General features: G+C 63.8%; 13 protein-coding genes. 2 read left to right on the top strand and 11 right to left on the bottom strand.

What is annotated here, in order from left to right:
* Nucleotides 1-72 precede the first annotated feature (72 nt).
* Nucleotides 73-1,635, top strand: coding sequence for a polysaccharide biosynthesis tyrosine autokinase (locus ABDC78_RS20330; protein WP_178361660.1), 1,563 nt, complete (start codon nucleotides 73-75; stop codon nucleotides 1,633-1,635).
* A gap of 30 nt (nucleotides 1,636-1,665) precedes the next feature.
* The gene (locus tag ABDC78_RS20325) at nucleotides 1,666-2,466 is read left to right on the top strand and encodes a PIG-L family deacetylase (RefSeq protein ID WP_178361659.1); all 801 of its coding nucleotides are present in this window, start codon (nucleotides 1,666-1,668) and stop codon (nucleotides 2,464-2,466) included.
* A 1-nt stretch (nucleotide 2,467) separates the two neighbouring features.
* On the opposite strand, the gene ABDC78_RS20320 is transcribed toward ABDC78_RS20325, so the two are convergent.
* The 11 genes from ABDC78_RS20320 to ABDC78_RS20270 all read right to left on the bottom strand — a co-directional run bounded on the left by ABDC78_RS20320 (nucleotide 2,468) and on the right by ABDC78_RS20270 (nucleotide 17,558).
* The gene (locus ABDC78_RS20320) at nucleotides 2,468-3,652 is read right to left on the bottom strand and encodes a hypothetical protein (protein ID WP_347133169.1); all 1,185 of its coding nucleotides are present in this window, start codon (nucleotides 3,650-3,652) and stop codon (nucleotides 2,468-2,470) included.
* Nucleotides 3,653-4,596: 944 nt separating this feature from the next.
* The gene (locus ABDC78_RS20315) at nucleotides 4,597-5,466 is read right to left on the bottom strand and encodes a glycosyltransferase family A protein (RefSeq protein WP_178361657.1); all 870 of its coding nucleotides are present in this window, start codon (nucleotides 5,464-5,466) and stop codon (nucleotides 4,597-4,599) included.
* Between the two features lie 7 nt (nucleotides 5,467-5,473).
* Complete coding sequence (locus ABDC78_RS20310) at nucleotides 5,474-6,505, bottom strand: glycosyltransferase family 4 protein (protein WP_178361656.1); 1,032 nt, start codon at nucleotides 6,503-6,505, stop codon at nucleotides 5,474-5,476.
* On the bottom strand, nucleotides 6,502-7,944 hold the full coding sequence (locus tag ABDC78_RS20305) for an O-antigen polymerase (RefSeq protein WP_178361655.1): 1,443 nt from the start codon (nucleotides 7,942-7,944) through the stop codon (nucleotides 6,502-6,504). Before ABDC78_RS20305 ends, ABDC78_RS20310 begins: the two co-directional genes overlap by 4 nt.
* A gap of 5 nt (nucleotides 7,945-7,949) precedes the next feature.
* A complete protein-coding gene (locus ABDC78_RS20300; RefSeq protein ID WP_178361654.1) occupies nucleotides 7,950-9,278 on the bottom strand; it encodes an oligosaccharide flippase family protein in 1,329 nt (442 codons plus the stop codon).
* A 19-nt stretch (nucleotides 9,279-9,297) separates the two neighbouring features.
* Nucleotides 9,298-10,431, bottom strand: coding sequence for a glycosyltransferase family 4 protein (locus ABDC78_RS20295; protein WP_178361653.1), 1,134 nt, complete (start codon nucleotides 10,429-10,431; stop codon nucleotides 9,298-9,300).
* Nucleotides 10,432-10,435: 4 nt separating this feature from the next.
* On the bottom strand, nucleotides 10,436-11,587 hold the full coding sequence (locus ABDC78_RS20290; RefSeq protein ID WP_178361652.1) for an aminotransferase class I/II-fold pyridoxal phosphate-dependent enzyme: 1,152 nt from the start codon (nucleotides 11,585-11,587) through the stop codon (nucleotides 10,436-10,438).
* Nucleotides 11,587-13,488: a nucleoside-diphosphate sugar epimerase/dehydratase gene (locus ABDC78_RS20285; protein ID WP_178361651.1), complete on the bottom strand. Its 1,902-nt coding sequence runs from the start codon at nucleotides 13,486-13,488 to the stop codon at nucleotides 11,587-11,589. Before ABDC78_RS20285 ends, ABDC78_RS20290 begins: the two co-directional genes overlap by 1 nt.
* Before the next feature lie 190 nt (nucleotides 13,489-13,678).
* Entirely contained in the window at nucleotides 13,679-14,668 is a 990-nt protein-coding gene (locus ABDC78_RS20280; RefSeq protein WP_178361650.1) for an NAD-dependent epimerase/dehydratase family protein, read from the bottom strand.
* A 27-nt stretch (nucleotides 14,669-14,695) separates the two neighbouring features.
* Nucleotides 14,696-16,480, bottom strand: coding sequence for a glutamine--fructose-6-phosphate transaminase (isomerizing) (gene glmS / locus ABDC78_RS20275; protein WP_178361649.1), 1,785 nt, complete (start codon nucleotides 16,478-16,480; stop codon nucleotides 14,696-14,698).
* Between the two features lie 607 nt (nucleotides 16,481-17,087).
* On the bottom strand, nucleotides 17,088-17,558 hold the full coding sequence (locus ABDC78_RS20270) for a hypothetical protein (RefSeq protein ID WP_178361648.1): 471 nt from the start codon (nucleotides 17,556-17,558) through the stop codon (nucleotides 17,088-17,090).
* Nucleotide 17,559 lies beyond the last annotated feature (1 nt).

Raw genomic sequence — 17,559 nt, 5'->3', positions numbered from 1 at the left:
TTTTCTTGTCAAGAGCATTGGCCGATGTTAGCGTGACGAAGTCACGGGAGCATGCCAAGTTCTACGTCGCCTATGGCTAATTATCTTGTCATTGCTGTCTTTGCAGAAGCGGTCGCAGCGATCGAGTCGGTGAAGACGGAAGGGGGATCTCAATTGTCTATGCGTGAGAACCTGCAGCTTCTGAGTCACGGGAAATGGTGGATCGCTGCCGGCCTGGTCTTCGGGATGCTGGCGGGTCAATGGATTGCACTGACCACCGTCCCCTCTTACGTCGCGAGCACCACGCTGTACTTCTCCGCAATCGAAGGTGGCGGCGAACCCGGCCAGGTGTATCAAGGGGCCCTGCTTGCTGAGCAGAAGGCCCGCGCCTACGCCCAGTTGATGCTCAGTGGGCGTGTCCTCGACGAGGTCGCCAACGACACGACCGGCCCTTGCCAACCCGGTTGCGGCCCAATCGATGCGAGCGCAATCACCGTTCAATCCAGCGCCGGAAACCCGACGTTGGTCGTCAAGGTCACCGATTCGTCCCCGGAACGCGCCGCGATGGTGGCCAACACCCTCGCCGAGAAGACCTCCATCCTCGTCGAAGAGCTTGAGCGACCACGCGATCGACGACTCTCGACGGTCACGACATTGCGGGTGGTCGCCCCCGCTGAGGTGCCAACGACGCCGTCATCTCCCAACCTCAAGCTCGATGTCGTCGTGGGCGGGCTGGTCGGCACCTTCCTCGGGCTCATGGCTGCCCTCATCCGGCGCAACCTCGACAAGTCGGTGCGCACCCGGGAAGATCTGGAGGAACTCACGGGGCTGACCCTGCTCGGGACCATCCCAGACGACAAGCGGTCGCGGAGCGCAAGCATCCTTCCTGATGAACCGCGGGGGCAGATCGCGGAAGCTGTGCGCCAACTACGGGTAAACCTTCGTTCGGCCGGTTTGGGTAGCAGCTGCAGAAGCATGCTCGTGACGAGCGCGGTTGCAGGGGAGGGAAAGACACAAATCGTGTGCAACCTCGCCGCCGCGATCGGTCTGGAGGGCGACCGGGTCCTTCTCATCGATGCAAACCTGCGCCAGCCCCGCGTCGGCAATTTCCTTCGCGTAGATCCGCCGCTCGGCCTCAGCACAGTCCTTCATGGCGATTGCCGGCTGGAAGAGGCAGTCCAGTCGTGGCGGGGCGGCCTGTTCGATCTCCTCACGAGTGGGCCGATACCGGAAAACCCGAGCGAGCTACTCGGTTCAATCGAATTGATGCTCAATGAAGTCGAGAGTCGTTACGACGTGATCTTGATCGACTCGCCGGCATTGTTGCCGGTGGCCGATGCGAGTGTGCTCGCTCGCGCGTGCGACGCCGCGTTGCTCGTCGTCAAGCACGGCCGTACTTCTGCTTCAGACGTCAACGATGCTCTCGCAGCTCTGCGAGCGGTATCGGCACGTGTGCTCGGCTGTGCGTTCTCGGCAGGGCCAAAGCGGAAGCGGGCGTTGCCTGCCACGGATCCGGAACTCCAGGGCCAACCTACGAGATCACAAGTTCGGCAAGAGGTTCCGGTGCACACCGCGACCAGCCCGAATGGCCAGCAGAGCGACGAAGGCACTCACGGACGTCTTGCCAATAGTGACCGCATACCGAAGGTGCCGTAAGCAGTTCAGGAACTGTATGGTCTTTTGATAATGAACTTTCAGAATGCCATTCTAGTCGTCGCCCATCCTGACGACGAAATCCTCTGGTTCAGTTCGATATTGAGCCACTGTAAAGGTGTTCTGGTCTGCTTCGGCGCATCGTTCACTTCTCAACAGCGTTGGGACAGCGGCAGGAGCGCCCTGATGGAAGAGTATCCTCTTACCAAGGTCAGATTCTTGAAGTTGAGAGAGTCCGACGCATTCGCGACCGCCGACTGGGGCAACCCGAAGCAGGTCGATTCAGGGCTGGAGCTACCGCGGGGCCGAAGCTCGGTCTATGAGAAGAACGCAACGAGACTCCTGCGTGTTCTCGAGGGGGAGCTGACCCACGAATCTTTGGTAGTCACACACAACCCGTGGGGCGAGTACGGACATGAAGAACATGTCCAAGTCTTTCGAACGCTGGCGAGACTAAAGCAAAAGATCGGATTCGATCTCTATGTGAACAGTTATGTGAGTAACAAGAGTATCCAACTGATGTCGAAGTGTGCACATTCATTGGATGGCAATCCCTCTATGCGCCAGACCGATAAGGCTCTGGCTCACAGACTGAGGGCCCTGTATCTGGAAAACGACTGCTGGACCTGGATCGTCGACTACGACTGGCCTACGTATGAGTCGTTCTATCGTGTCATCGAGCCAGTCGACGAGACCGTGCCGGGAACCCGGGCCAGCGTCCCTCTGAATTACATTCCTGGTAATTTCAATCAGAGCCCACTACGCAAGCTCGCCAGCAAGGCTCTACCCACAACGGTGAAGTCGCTGATCAAACACGTTTCCCCAGGCGAGTAGGTCAACGTCCCGGTTGTATCCCGTACACGCGCACGCCGAACGGGGGGACGGTCGCATCCACGACGACCTCCTCTGCACCCACAAGGCTCTCTACCGGCGCGTCGGCCGTCCACTCGTTGACGTGCGCGGATCCGGCATCGGTGCGAAAACGTAACCTGCCCTGCCACGTTGACCCTCCGACATCGGTATTGATCAACGTCACGACGGTGGATGTGCCGACCTTGTTCACGAGATATTGCAGCGGCGGCCCTTCCACCCTGACTGTCGCGACATCGGCCTGTCGTTCGTCGAGGAGCCTCAGGCCGGACGCCAGTAAGTCCCTTCCCGTCGCGTCGAGCAGTCGGTCCGCCGTCGTCAGGTAGACCGAGCCGGCACCGAGCTTGTGGCCGATGATGGCCGGCGACCCGTCGGTCGTCGTCGCAACGATTTCGGCATCTCTTCCCGGTACGATCCGCACATAATTGAAGGGGCTCTCTGGAATGACCGTGCCGTCAGACCACAGAACACCGTCGGCGGGTCGTCGCTCGGCTGAAATCTGAACACCAGTCAACGGATCAGGGCCTGGTACAAGCTGACTCGCGTTCACGACGACCGTGCCGCCGCGCCGCACATACTCCGTGAGGTCTGCGTGCAGATCCGGAGCAGTGGGCCCGCTGTTCGCGAGGACCACGATCCGGTAGCGGAGCAGCGTGTCGAGCCGCGCCCGGTCGGTGATCACGTCGATCGACTCACCCCACCGCGTGCTTCCCATCGGCTCCCAGATCCGCGGGTCGGCGTCCCCTGCCGCCAAAGCCCGGCGATAGGCGGCCTGGGTGGCCTGCGTATCCAACGTCCCGTCGGGACCGGCAACCCGCCACGGGGCGTTCGGCACAATGGTTCCCCAAGATCTGTAGCCGGGGTACGCAACCTCGAGCAGTCCGCTGAGCATGCGATCACCCTGCGTGTAGGGGTTCTTGCGATACCACTTGTGTGGGTACTGGTCGAATTCGCCGAACTGCGGCTCGTAGCCGGAGAAATGGTCCTGCAGGATGGCCATCGGTACCTCGGGGATGCCGCGGTCCGGATGCCGGCGCATGCTGAAATCGGCAAAGTCACCCACCACTACACCGAGGGGGTTGCGGCCCCTCTCCGCTGCTCCGTATCCGTACACGGCTGCCTCGTTGAGGATCACATCGGCGCCGGCCATGAAGGCCGCATACATACTCCGTTCGAACACCGACGGAGACCAGCCGGTCACAAGTCGACCGTTGTCGTCGAACGTGGTCGGACCGCCATTCCAGTAACGATATGTCGAGATGTCGATTCCCCATTGGCGGCCGTCGTTCTGTCGCGCTGCGCCTCGGACCATTGCGAGACCGGGGCTCATCCCACTGACCTCGTCAATGTTTCGCTCGAGCAGAACAACATCGGATCCGAGGTCGTACGCGTACTGGGGGCAGAACGCATAGACGCACACCGACATCCACTTGTACCCGCGTTGCTGAGCGGACTGCTCCAGATACGGCCGAAGGGCTTTTGCGTCGAGGTAGAAGCTTGACCATGTTGCATACGCCTGGTCGTCGGGAAGGCCCCCGAGGTTCGGGCGGTCCCGCGCCCAGCACCCCCCACCCTGGTCGAACTCCGGCATGCCGAGGCGCCACGCCGCCGATTGCGCCGTGACCCCGAGTTCGCGCAGCGTGGTCGCGGCGTCCGAATCGGCAGTGTCCGGATAGCATGCCGCCACGTTCGCTTCAGCGGGGATGGCAATGTATGCGAACGGGCGAACGTTCCCCTCCACGATTCGACGTTCCCCCACATCTAGAACTGGATGCAGCGCAGCGCCATTGGCAAGCCCTTCACTCAACCGTCGGTCCAGAAGTGGCCCGCCCTGGCCGTATACCTCAGTCAGCAGAGCGAAGGACCCCGTCGGGAAAGCGGGTGTCAATCGTGGTGCCGGCTGATCAGGAGGAGACGGGGACGGAGACGTCGACGAATCGCATGCGGTGAGTGCGAGCGCTAGTGCGACCGCAAGCAGCCGACCGGCCCTGTCCGCCCGACCACGCCATCTGCCCATCACGACGCGAGCGCGGCGTCGCGTAGTCACCGAGCACCGAAGTGTCCGAAACCCGCAGTGGCCGAACGAATTTTCAATCATGAGTCAGTGAACCTCGACCAGATCACCTTCCAGTTGGCGAGCTCGGACGGGGACGGGTCCTGATTGCGGCGGCCGAGCACAAGATCCTGCCGACGCACCAGAACGGCCATGGTGTCTCGAACACCCTTCGCGATCTGTCCGGCCGCACCGACCAAACTCCACAGCACCCGGCGGTCCCGGGTGCCGTAGTGCAGCAGGAAGATTACCTGGTGCAGTCGCGATTGGACACTACTGCGCAGCTTGATCCGATCCTCCCGATACCCGAGCAGCACATCGGGGATGCTCGCGTAGCGACTCGACGTGTGCCCGCGCAAGAGCACCTCCCAGTCCTCGCAGCGGCGGGCGCGCGGGTCGTAAGGGAACTTGTGGAACCACGAACGTCGGCCCATCCAGGTGGGGTGTGCCAATGGAATGCCATTCAGCAATGGGTTCGAAGTGAGTTCCTCGTGGCACCCGGTCAGAGAACGGGAACCACGCGCAGTCCCATCGGACGTGAAGACCATCAACGCCGCTCCGACCAAGTCGACCTCTGGATTGTCCCGTAGGAAGCTGAGCTGGGTCTCCAGTCGGTGTGGATAACAGATGTCGTCGCCATCCATCCGGGCGATGATGGGCGCACGACATTGCCGCACACCCTCGTTCAGGCGAGCCGGAAGCCCGAGCACGCGGCCGTCGACGAAGGGCCGGATCCGCTCGTCACGATCTGCCCATGCCCGCAACCGCTGCACGGTTTCGTCGGTGGACCCGTCATCCAAGACAACGAGTTCCCATTCCATGCACGTCTGCGCCACGATCGAGCAGATCGCTGGGTCGATGGTGCGCTGCACATTTCGGACCGGCATGACGATGCTGACGACGGGTTCCATGCCTTGGTCATCCCCTCGTTGCCCGAATTGGCCCCTCGGCCGTGTCATCGGACCGGAGAAGCGATTTGTACAACTCCAGATGGCGGTCGATCATCGTCTCCACCGCATACTCCCGCCGGATCTCGCGTGCCCGGGCGTGCGTCGTGTCAAGGTAGCTTCGGTAGTTGGAGATCACTCTCGATATGGCTGCGGCCAGAGCGATATCGCTTCCCGGCGGAACCAGCACGCCGGCGTTCCCAACCTGCTCCGGGATACCTCCCACCGCGCTGGCCACCACCGGCGTGTGCGCAAGCAGCGCCTCGGTGACCACACTCGGAAGTGCTTCCGTGAGGCTCGGAAGCAGCAGCAAATCAGCGCGGCGATACTCCTCCTGCATTCCCGCGGCGTCCCGGCTGCCGACGAACGTCACGATGTCGTCGATCGACAATTGCCTGGCGAGGGCCCGCAGTGGTGTCAGTTGCTCGCAGTTGTGGTACACCAATCGCAAGGCGACGGAGATCTCGGGCCGGATCATCGCCAGCGCACGCAGCAGCACGTCGAGAGCTTTGAGCGGAATCAGCTGACCGACGAAGAGGAGCCGCCACGGTCCGTTCTGCCGCGGCGATGCCGGCGACGGTGAAACCTCCGGTGCGTCAATACCATTGCGGATCACCACGACGCGTCCGCGGGCCTCTCGGCGTACCTGATCGGCCTCCTGGTGCGACAACGCCACGCAGGCGTCGGCTGCCCGCTCGATGAGCCAGAGCGCGCCGGCCCGCTTGGCCGAAAGGATTCGCCGCTCGCCGTGCATGGTGAAGACGATGGGAGTGGAGCGTACGGCCCGGCAGATTGCCAGTCCCGGAACGCTTTTGGCCAGATGGTGGATGTGCACGAGGTCGATCCCGCTCAACGAGTGGCGCCAGCTGTGCGGCGCCACCACCACATCAACTCCTCGCGTGCGGAGCCCTGCCTCGAGCGTCATCTCCGGCGTCGGGTTGATACTGCGTCGATACTCCTCGTCACGGGCGAATACGCCGCCGACGATAAGGACTCTCATCATCGGACCTCCACAGGACGGGAACCGGACAGAAGACGCGAACGGGCCAGATACACGGCGGCGTGAAACGCGAAAATCGGCCAGAAGAAATAGATCACGATCTGCGCGAGTACCGCGATCGAGTTGATGACGAGCAACGCCACCCACGCTCCGCAATACGACCAGCTGTACGACGACAGTGGATCGGGCGCAGCCGCGACACGCTCGTCGAACCTGCGTACCGCAAAACCGAGCAGAAAGTAGCCGACGACGAGCCCGGGCACACCGAAGTTCCAGTAGAGTTCGGCGCCGAATCCGAGGATCTGGTCGTGGATGTCGGGTTGGCCGTATATCAGTTCGTTGTACACAGTGGATCCACTGCCATCTCGGAAGGGCTTTCCGAGCACCGGCAAGGTGTGCAAGGTCGAGTTGATGATCGACTGGTCGTGCCGTGTGCCGGTTCGATCCACCTCCTGAACGATCACGGCCCAGAACTGCGGGCCATTGCCGTAGACCTGTAAATTGTCGGTAATCGAGCTGCCCGGCCCGTCCAACCCGGCGTCTGCCGGGTTGACTGCGCCCCCCTGCGTGCCTGAGTAGACCGTCCGGTATGCCCCGAACATGGAGCCAAGCGCGACGATGATCGCCAGGAGTGCCACGATTCGCGCCGGTGACTGCCGTCGCCCGAAGCAGCTGTAGGCCGTGACGAGGGCCAGTAGGGGAACCACTACGGCCGCGCGATTGTAGTTGTAGGTCGCCGACGCGACGATGGCGACGACGATCAGCGCCATCTCGAGAGGCCGCAGCGGTGCGCCGGGACGACGGCGGGCGATCCGTGCAGCCCACAGAACGATCACGCCGTATGCCAGGAACGGTCGCAAGAACTGCGCGGCTGCGCTGCCCAATGTGGCCGGGCCGTGCTCGAAGATGTCGCCGTACCCACTGAAATAGGCGACGAGCGCCCCAGGGGACCGGAACTCCAGCGCAAACCCCGCCGCGCCGAGCGCGACGAAGCAGACTGCTATTGCTTTCGCGAGCCCGGGCTGGACTAGAAGAGGTTCTGGCCGAACGGGTTTGGCCCACGCGACGTAACCGACCGCGTAGCAGGTGTATGCCAACGCCTGCAACATGAGGGCGGTGTTGACGTACTGGTCGGCCGGGACGAAGCGGAGCGTCCCGAGAAAGGGTCCGGACAGCACCAACACCGTCGGAATGACGACGAGTTGGAGGAAGAACAGGATCGTTGCAACATTTCCCGGTCCGAGGGCACGGTCACGGTTCCACCGGGCGCGGGGGACCAGCAGTTGGATGAGGAGAAACGTGGCCAGCGATATCGGCACGGCCGGGTATCGGGTCGCATGGCCTGCTTGCTGAAGGGCCAACGCCCAGATGATCGCCGCCACGCAGACGGCCGCGACGGCGGGTCCGGCCTGTGGCTCGCGACGGATGTCAAGGTTCTTCACCGCGTTCACAAGCGTTCCCCCGCAGGAGACCGGGCAGCCAGTGCGATCGGCAGCAGCACAAGGCAACTCACGACGTAGGCGGCGAGATAGGCCGCGGCCAGCCCCACGCCCGCCAGTGGAGGAACCAGAGCGACGGCACAGGCAGCCAGGGTCGCCGCCAGTACCAGATCGCTCCATACCCACAGGGAGAGACGACCTTCAGCGAGAGCACGGCCGCCGAGCAGATTGTTCAGCGCCGACGGAACGGTAGCGACCGCGAGGATGACGAGAACCCCCGACGCCACTGAATACTCCGCGCCTTGCAGGCCCATGAGCGGGGCGGCGAACGCAATGAGACCGATGCAGGTAACCGTCGAGAATGCCAGCGTCAGAACGCTATACCGGACGAACAGCGTCCGACCGTCCGCATCCCGGCCCGTCGCCCGGAGCCGGCCGAGCATCGGCAGCAACACAGAACACATCGTCACCGGCACGAAGAGGGCCATGGAGTGCCACCGCATAGCCACTGCGAAGGTGCCGACGTGCGCAAGACCGTCTGGTTGCCTACTCAGCAACACCTGCCCGAGCCACAGCGCCGGTTGCAGCGAAACGCTCGCGACCAACGCCGGCAACGCCACCCGGAGCAGCGGTTTGGCCTCGGTGACGAACTCGGTGTACCCGAAGCGGGCCAGGGAACGGGGCCCGCGGGCCGACCGGACCAACCGGAGCCCCAGGACGCACGCCAACGCTTCGGCGGCAGCCAGCGCCCACAGCGGCGCCGCCGGACCGGACGTGCTGAGAAGAACGATGACCAACAACCCACCGGACAAGGTTCCGTGAGCGGCGCGGAACAATCCCACCAGGTCGAACCTCTCCAACGAGGCCAACAGGGCCGCCAGGACCTCCCCCAGTGGGGTGGTGAGTATGAGAATCGACGCGACGGCCAGGAGCGGTGCGACTTGAGGCTGGTCCAGGATCCCGACGGAGATCCACGCGCTGCCCAGGGCGCTGATGATCATGAGTAGGAGGCCTACGAATAGGGTCATCGCCAGCGTGAGATCTATCAATCGATCGCGGCGGACGGCATCGATCTCGCGCGCCTCGGCGACCAGCTTCTGGGCGGCGATTGGCAGCCCGAGGGCACTCACCGAGGCGACGGCAAGCACGGTCGACAGCGCCAGCGACAAGCCACCGAACTGCTCGCTGCCCAGGTACCTGGCCGCGAGCAGCAGCGCGCCGACGTTGGCGACCCTGCCGATGAACGTCCCGACGAGCGCCCAACTGCCGCCGAGCAGTGCGGTGCGCATCGTCGTGTCGCGAAGCGGTCGGATCAGGAAGGTCAGGGGCCGCGTCACGCGGACCACTCCGCGTCGATCATCGCTTCAGTACTTCGCGGTACAGCGTCTCGGCCCGGTCGGCGATGGCGGCCCAGGTGAACTTGCTCGCCTCGCGAGGTGCGGCCGCAGCCAGCCTGGCCAGAGTGACGCGGTCGCCGCACAGCGCAATCAATTCCTCGGCCAGAGCCTCCGCGTCCCCCGGCTGCACAAGAACACCAGCCGAAGTTGAGACCACCTCAGGCAGGCCGCCGAGGTTGGAGCAGACGACGGGCGTACCAGAGGACAACGCTTCTGCGGCAGCCATACCGAACATCTCGTCCTGGCGGGTGGGCATCGCGCAGATATCGAGAGACCGCATCACGTCGGCGACCTCGTCCTCAGGAACGGGGCCGAGCCAGCGACCGCCCAGACGCTCGATCCGATCCGTCAGCGGTGTGGATCGAGTCTGGCCGAAAAAGTCCGTTGGGCCAGCGACCAGCAACGCGGCCTCGGGATGTGCCATCTTCACTTTCCGGTACGCCTCGGCGAGTGTGTCGGACCCCTTCTGCTCGCAGATGCGGCCGACGTATCCGATCACCAGTCGGTCATTCAGGTCATACCGCTGCCGAGCAGCCAGACGTCGCGAGTCGTCTGGGCTGAACTGCTCGACGTTGACGCCGTTGTGGAGCACCCGGAAGTCCGCGAGCGGTATCGACCAGTACTCGGCAGCTCGCTGGGCACAGAATTCCGAGACGGGCATGAGAACGTCGAACGACTTCAGAGCTCGCCGGTACGCCGCTCTCGCGCCCCGACGTTCGGACCCGCGGTAACGGAAGTAGTCGAATGTGAGCACCTTCGCGGCGGGGATCCCCGCGAGCAAGACCGCCGCGGTCGAGCTGTTGTGGACGTGGATGACGTCTGGGGCGAATTTCTTGATCCCGGACCGGGCCCGCAGCAGCAGTTCCATGTCGCGCAGCGGGCGACGCGTGCGGCACCCGACGTCGAGAATCGGGACCTCCCGCGCCGTGCCACCTGATCGAGGCTCGTCACCGTCCGGAGCGAGAGACACCACCAGTACATCGTCGCCGCGACACAGCTGTGCCGCCGCCAGCTCGACCATTCGGCGCTCTACGGCACCACCGAAGGCGTACCCGACAGGCAATGCAGCCGGCCCGATATGAGCGATCCTCATCCGATCATCCCCGGGCTCGCCGGCGGGGACGTGCGGACAGGAAAGACCCGATGGCCGCGTGGACTCGGTCGACGTCGGCAGTAGACAGCGCAGAACCACTCGGCAGGGCGAGACCGGTAGCGAACAGCCGATCAGCGTCTCCACGAAGAAACGTGCGCGCATCGGCAAAAACGGGTTGTTGATGCATCGGCTTCCACAACCGACGGCTCTCGATGTCGGCAGCCTGCAGAACGGCTTCGAGCTCTTCCCGCTTCCACCGGGCAGCGACCTGATCAACCAGAATTGCGGTGAGCCAGCAGTTGTCGCCCGCATCGCATTCCCGCTGGAAGATCGTCACGCCGTCGGTGCCGGCGAAGAGCCTGCTGTAGGTCTCGCGCAATTTTCGGCGGCGGGCGATCATCTCGTCCAACCGCTCCAGCTGCGCGAGCCCGAGCGCGGCGAGAATATTGCTCAACCGATAGTTGTAGCCGATCTCGGTGTGTTCGTAGTGTGAGACCGGTTGCCGCGCCTGCGTGCTCAGATACCTGACCCGCTCGACGAACTGTTCGTCATCGCTGAGCAGTGCACCACCGCCGCTCGTCGAAATCACCTTGTTGCCGTTGAAGCTGAGAATCGCGGCGGCCCCGAACGAACCGGCAGGCCGGCCCGCGTGGCTGGCCCCGAGAGCCTCTGCGGCATCCGAGAGCAGTGGAACCTCTGCGCTTCGACAGATGTCTTCGAGCTCGGCGTAGTCGGCGCAATGTCCCAGTAGGTCCACCGCAATAACCGCCGCGACGTGTTCACCGGCCCGCTGCAAGGAGCGCACGGCGTCCTCGACAAGGAGTGGATCCAGATTGCCGAACACAGGATCACAGTCCACGAAAACAGGTGTGGCGCCGGTGTAAACGACAGCGTTTGCCGTTGCTGCGAACGTCATGGTGGGGACGATCACCACCGACTGAGGCCCTGCTCCCAGCTCGAGCAGCCCTAGATGAAGGGCCGCGGTACCGGAACTCAGAGCCACTGCGTACCGCCGCCCGCACCGTTCGGCGAGTGCCTCCTCGAACGCGTCCACCATCGGCCCCAGCGGCGCTACCCACCCGGACCGCAGTGCGGCGACGCACAGTTCTTCTTCCCTCGCCGAGACATCGGGTGCGGAAAGGTGGATTCTCTTCATCACACCGCGTGCCTCTGCACTCCGAGACCCACCGGTGTCGGATCGGCTACTGGCGGTAGGCATTCCTCGAGCGCGACCGGCGCGCTGGCCACCGCACCCGCTTCTGCTGCCATCCAGCGCATGGCACTACCGTGATCGATGAACCGGTCAAGGACGGCCTGTCCGTCGACCAGTGCCAGTGGCGGGACAGACACGTGTGCCACCAACGGGTGCGAGCGACGGTGGCCGCCGCCTTCTCCGGGTCCGAAGAGTTCTTCGTGCAACTTCTCCCCCGGGCGCAGCCCCGTGTAGACGATTTTGACGTCGTCGCGCCCAGCGCGATCGACAAGCAGCCGAGCCACGTCGGCGATCTTCACTGGGGCTCCCATGTCGAGGACCAAGGCCTCGCCTCGGCCGCCAACCGCAGCGGCTTGCAGCACCAGTTGGCATGCCTCGGGGATGGTCATGAAGAACCGAGTCACGTCGGGATCAGTAACCGTCACCGGTCCGCCTTCCTCGATCTGGCGGGAGAACGCCTCGAGTACCGAGCCGCGGGAGCCGAGGACGTTGCCGAATCGCACACTGAGAAATCGTCCCTGTGACTGGGTCGCGACAGCTGCAGTCAGACGTTCGCTGACACGCTTGCTGTATCCCAGGACGCTGATCGGGCCCGCCGCCTTGTCGGTCGAGATGTTGACAAACGTATCGACGCCCAGTTCGCCGGCTGCACAGAGGACATTCCAGCTACCGACGACGTTGGTCATCCACGCTTCAAGCGGATACTTCTCAAGCAGCGGTAGGTGTTTCAACGCCGCCGCGTGGATCACGACCTCCGGCCGGCACGCCTCGAATACCCGTCTCATCGCGGATCGATCGCGGATATCAGCCAGTACGGTGTCGTCACCGTCGAGCAAGGCGCGACCGTAGACCGAAAGCTGGGTTGCATGCAATGCCGACTCGTCGCGATCCAGCATGATCAATGCCGCGGGCGCGAATCGGTGGATCTGTCGACACATCTCCGAACCTATGGAGCCTCCCGCCCCCGTAACCAGGACGCGGCGACCTGTGATCTGGGCGGCGATCACGTCCTCGTCCAGATGAGCCGGTGATCTGCCGAGCAGGTCGCCGAGCTGCAGGTCTCGTACATCCCGAGCCGGCCGTGCGCTGCGTATCAGTTGAGTTGCGGCGGGGACGATCAAGGCGCCGATGCCCAGTAGCGCTGCTTCCGACGAGACATCCCTGATCAGTTCGGGATCCGGGTCAGCGATTGCAATGACAACTGCATCCGCCTCGAAACGGGCTGCAACAGCCGCCAAGTCGTGTCGAGTACCCCGCACCTGCACCCCCGCTACATGGAGGTGGCGCCTTCTGGGGTCGTCGTCGAGCAGGGCGACGATCTCGTAGGGCATGCGTTCGTCCAACTGCATCTGTCGTGCCAGGTTCTGGCCTGTGCGACCGGCTCCCAGGACGACGACCTTGCGTCGGCTGGTTTCACCAGTGTGGTGTGACGGTGACAGCTTGCGGGCCAGCCAGCGAACAGTGCACATCCCGCCGAGTGCGAAGGTACCGGCGAGCAACGGAACGCTGCGCGGAACCAGATATGGCTCAGCCAGACCGAAGGTCAGCAGCAACACCCCGGACGAAATCGCCGCGACTGTCGCGAGTGCAGCGCATTCGTCGAAGCTCGCCAGCACGTAGCGACGTCGATAGATTCCCATTGCACCACCGACAGCTCCGTTCGTGATCATGGCTGCGACGGCGAGCATCACGGTGGGAACTATCCGCACCTCAGTGATGTCGAAGTCGAATCGCACCCAGGCTGCAGCCCAGACGGCTATGCACCACATCGCGGTGTCCGGGATCCAACACCGCGACGCGGAGACCACCTGAGCGGTGCCGACCGCACGTTCAAGGTAACTCACTTGCTCGTCCCCTGTTGAACGAGAGGCACAGGCGGCTGGCGCCGCAGGCCGGTGCTCCCGGCGAGACTGATCCGACGTATGCCTGCGTCGATCCAGTCGGGCGCTGCCAGCGGCGCGCTGAGTGGGCGGATGACGCTGAAAGACCGCCTATATGCCGTTGCGTCCATTCGAGACAACATCTGATTCTCCATCAGGCACCGATGAGTGCGGTCGGCTCGGGCTCGGGCTCGAGCGTCGTCCGCAGCCACAGAACTGTGCGCCTGATGCCCTCGGGCAGGCCGAACTTCGGTTTCCAGCCGAGTTCCCGGCCGGCCGCAGTCACACCCGCGCTGCACAGCGTCTCGGTTTCGCGCACCGAGGCGAGGTCTGGCTGCACCAGAACGTCCAACGCGGCGGACATCACTGCCAGTACATCGGTGACTGCAGTATGCTTCCCGGTGCCGATGACATAGCTCCCTGTGGTGGCGACCGTGACTTTCGCTGCGCGCACGAATGCCTCGACGACGTCATCGATGTAGACGAAATCATCTGTGATGAAGTAATTGCGGTCGACGGTCATCGGTTGTCCGGTAAGGATCGAAGCGCCGAAGCGAGCGATCACACCGCCGGGTCCGTGCGGATTCTGGCGGGGGCCGTAGACGCTGGGCAGTGCCAGACAGATGGATTCCAGACCGTACATCTCGGCGTAGGCGCGCATGTACATCTCGCCCGCCAGCTTCGCTACGAGGTACGGTGAAAGCGGATTCAACGTTCTGGGAACGTCGTCCGGGCCATGGGCCACCGTGTCGTGATTCGGCAGGTGGACCCCGGCATAGACCATCCTGCGGATGCCCGCACGCCGGCTCGCTTCGCACACATTCAGGGTGCCCAAGACATTGCTGCGGGCATCGAAGTACGGGTCCTCGATAGACGTCTGGGGATCGACGTGGGCCGCGAGGTGAATGACTACGTCGGGATTGCACCCCACCACGATCCCGAGAAAGTCCGGCGCCTGAATATCGTTGTGCAGGAATGTAAATCGCCCTGGCCAAAGTGCATTGGACCTGAATGCCTGGGAAAGATTCGCGAGCACGCCGGTGCTGAGGTTGTCCACCCCGATCACCTGGTGACCGTCGACGAGCAGTCCGTCGATCAGATTCGATCCGATGAAACCGGCAGCGCCGGTAACCAAGAACCTCATGATGCACTGTCCCGTCGGCTCATCCGATCACTCCACAGTCACTGACTTGGCCAGGTTTCTCGGCTTGTCGACGTCATTGCCGCGAGCCAGCGCCAGCGTGCGGGCGAGGATCTGCGTCGGAATCACGCTGTCGACGGGGCCCCAAGGGCCGATTGACCTCCGCCGCAGCGGAATCGCACTGCCGGACGGACCGATCCCAACGATGCGACCGCCCCTGGCGGAAACTTCTGCGACGTTCGCGGCGAGCTTGGGGTCACCGTTGTCGATGACGATCACCGGAGTTCCCTCTGCGACCAACGCAAGTGGTCCGTGCTTGAGTTCACCCGCGGGGTAGTGCTCGGCCCACCGATACGTCAGTTCCTTCAGCTTGAGCGCACCTTCCGCCGCGTAGGGCAGACCCGATCCGCGCGCGATGAACAAGAAGCCGCTAGCTTCGGCCAACTCCTCGGCGATCGGTGGCACCAGACACCTCGCGGCCGTACCGGCGGCGCTGAGCTGCTCCGGCAGCTGATTCAGCTCGCCCATCAATTCCGAGGCATCGATCGCGGACAATCGTTTGGTCGCCACGAGGGCCGACATCGTGAGCGCTGCGCCGGCGATGACCTGACATACGAACGTCTTGGTCGCCGCGACGCCAATCTCCGGACCAGCGGCACAGCTGATAAACGCATCGGCACGACGTGCCAGGGTCGAGTACGGGTTGTTGGTGAGCGCAAGCACCGGACCGTCGCTGCGCCGGCCCTCGAGAGCTCGCAACACGTCTGCGGTTTCACCGGACTGGCTGATCGCCAGACACAACGTGCCAGGCTCAACGATCTCATCTGCGGCCTCGCTCGCCACCGTGAGCGTGACAGCCACACCGCCGAGGCGTCGAGCAAGATTGGCGATCACATACCCCGCGTTCAGGGATGTGCCGCAACCCAGGATCTGAAGCCGTTCGAACGGCGGAAGGCCGCACTCCGTCCACAGCGTAGCGTTTACCACCTTGCCGCCGATATCGTCCAGGACTCGTGCAGCGGCAGCCGGCTGTTCGTCGATCTCCTTGGCCATATAGTCGACATAGCCGTTGAGATCGGTGTCGACGCCACGCCAGGCGCACCTGGCCATCACGGGGGCAGCTGCGTGATCGCCGAGACTGCGGTGTTCGCCGACACCGTTGAGCTCCAACACATCACCGTCCTGAAGCACCCGGAACTCATCTACCCATTCGGCGATGGCAGCGATGTCGCTCGTCGCGAAATCGCCATGGCTGGTGTGCGCGACGAGCAGCGGCGAGCGGTTGGCAGCGACGACCAAGCGGCCGGTGCCCTCTTCGATAACCGCTATCGCCCAGGAGCCGACGACTTCGGCGAGCGCGGCCTCTGTCGCGGCGAGGAGATCTCCGGTGACTTTCCGCTGATCTTCGATCAGGTGACACAGCACCTCACTGTCGACGGATGAGGCGAACTGATGCCCCGCAGCTTCCAACGACTGCCGTATCTGCTCAGCGTTCTCGATTATTCCGTTGTGCACCAGTGCAATCCGACCGGTGCAATCGATGTGCGGATGCGCATTGGCTTCGGTGACCGAACCGTGGGTGGCCCACCTGGTGTGTCCGATTCCCAACCCGTCGAGCGTCGGTCCAGACCAACCGCCGACCAGTTGATCGAGTGAACCGATACGTCCAACCGTGCGGAGGCGCGCGACACCACCACAGTCCGTGCGAACCGCCACTCCGACCGAGTCGTAGCCGCGGTATTCGAGCCGCCGTAGCGCGGCGAGCAAGTAGTCGACCGCGGGTGCATGGGTTCGGCACGCGATGATTCCGCACATCACGTACCATCCCGTTTTCTCAACGAGTGTGCCGTAGTCGATGTGTCCACTACTGGCCCCCCGGGATGAATTTGAGCGAACTCGCTTTACACGAATCACTATCGGTTGCCGTGGCGTGCCCGTATATGGGCCATCGGAGCCAACTTCGCCTGAACCGCGGTCTAGTCCTTCGGCCATTCCTGTCGAGGTGGATTCCCAAAACAGGTAGATGCCGCTGGGGTGCGACCGCCGTCTCTGAACTACTCGACAGGCTGTGAACCTGGTTCTTCGCTATGTGCGGACGTTTTCGACGCGACGCGCACCCTCGTTCGATCGGCCTAGTTCCAGCATCGCGAAGAATCAGGCCCTCTCCGAGTGCCGGAGCTAGATGAGACTCGGCGACCGCTGGTGAACGGCGCGGCTGACCGGCTGTTGCCGTGGACCTCCAGCATCGGCGTGGTTACCATGCGGAGGTCGACTCCGAAAGGTCCCGGTTCCGAGGCCGGAGCGGGTTCGACTTTCGAGCGTCGACCGTTGACGGTGTGCGCCGCACCTCACGACTGCGGCGGCCACATCACCCGTCGGCAAGCCAACGGTGCCGAGGGGCGGTCGTCCACCGGTCTTCAAGTCACGCGCAGAGTTCCCCGATGCGGGTCGCGCTGGTCTGGGCGTCGTTGAGGCGGGTCTGCTGGGCGGGGTCGTCACCGGGTGCACCCGCGAGTTGGCCCATCCCGATGTACTCGAGGTTGTTCGCAAACGAGCGCACCGCGTCGGCCAGTTCGGTGGACACCGCGTCGTCGAGGCGGGACAGCAGGAACTGGCCGCCGCCCAGGGTGGCCAGCCGGGCGTTGGCGGCGACCGCCTGGGTTGCCACCCGATCCGTGCCGAGATCGGCGTTGGTCTGCAGGGACACCGCATTGCGCACCATCTCGAACGCCTCACAGACCTGCGTCTTGGCCTCGGCGGTCTGCTCGTCGCTGACTGCGGAGACCTCTCCCGTGGACGGCGACCGCATCAGCCCCCACGCTGCAAGAGCGACGGCGACGACAGCGATGACGAGCGCGGCCGGGGCGAGCCAGCCTGGTGTGTTGTCGGACATG

It is taken from the genome of Mycobacterium sp. DL (genome assembly GCF_039729195.1).
Lineage (GTDB): Bacteria > Actinomycetota > Actinomycetes > Mycobacteriales > Mycobacteriaceae > Mycobacterium > Mycobacterium hippocampi_A.
This window is presented reverse-complemented; position numbering and strand designations above follow the sequence as displayed.

Bases quoted from the DNA above. Each gene is read 5' to 3' on its own strand.
- glmS (WP_178361649.1), bottom strand. From the start codon at position 16,480: ATGTGCGGAATCATCGCGTGCCGAACCCATGCACCCGCGGTCGACTAC.
- ABDC78_RS20280 (WP_178361650.1), bottom strand. From the start codon at position 14,668: ATGAGGTTCTTGGTTACCGGCGCTGCCGGTTTCATCGGATCGAATCTG.
- ABDC78_RS20320 (WP_347133169.1), bottom strand. From the start codon at position 3,652: ATGGCCGGCGCCGATGTGATCCTCAACGAGGCAGCCGTGTACGGATAC.
- ABDC78_RS20295 (WP_178361653.1), bottom strand. From the start codon at position 10,431: ATGAGGATCGCTCATATCGGGCCGGCTGCATTGCCTGTCGGGTACGCC.
- ABDC78_RS20310 (WP_178361656.1), bottom strand. From the start codon at position 6,505: ATGATGAGAGTCCTTATCGTCGGCGGCGTATTCGCCCGTGACGAGGAG.
- ABDC78_RS20315 (WP_178361657.1), bottom strand. From the start codon at position 5,466: ATGGAACCCGTCGTCAGCATCGTCATGCCGGTCCGAAATGTGCAGCGC.
- ABDC78_RS20270 (WP_178361648.1), bottom strand. From the start codon at position 17,558: ATGTCCGACAACACACCAGGCTGGCTCGCCCCGGCCGCGCTCGTCATC.
- ABDC78_RS20330 (WP_178361660.1), top strand. From the start codon at position 73: ATGGCTAATTATCTTGTCATTGCTGTCTTTGCAGAAGCGGTCGCAGCG.
- ABDC78_RS20325 (WP_178361659.1), top strand. From the start codon at position 1,666: ATGAACTTTCAGAATGCCATTCTAGTCGTCGCCCATCCTGACGACGAA.
- ABDC78_RS20290 (WP_178361652.1), bottom strand. From the start codon at position 11,587: ATGAAGAGAATCCACCTTTCCGCACCCGATGTCTCGGCGAGGGAAGAA.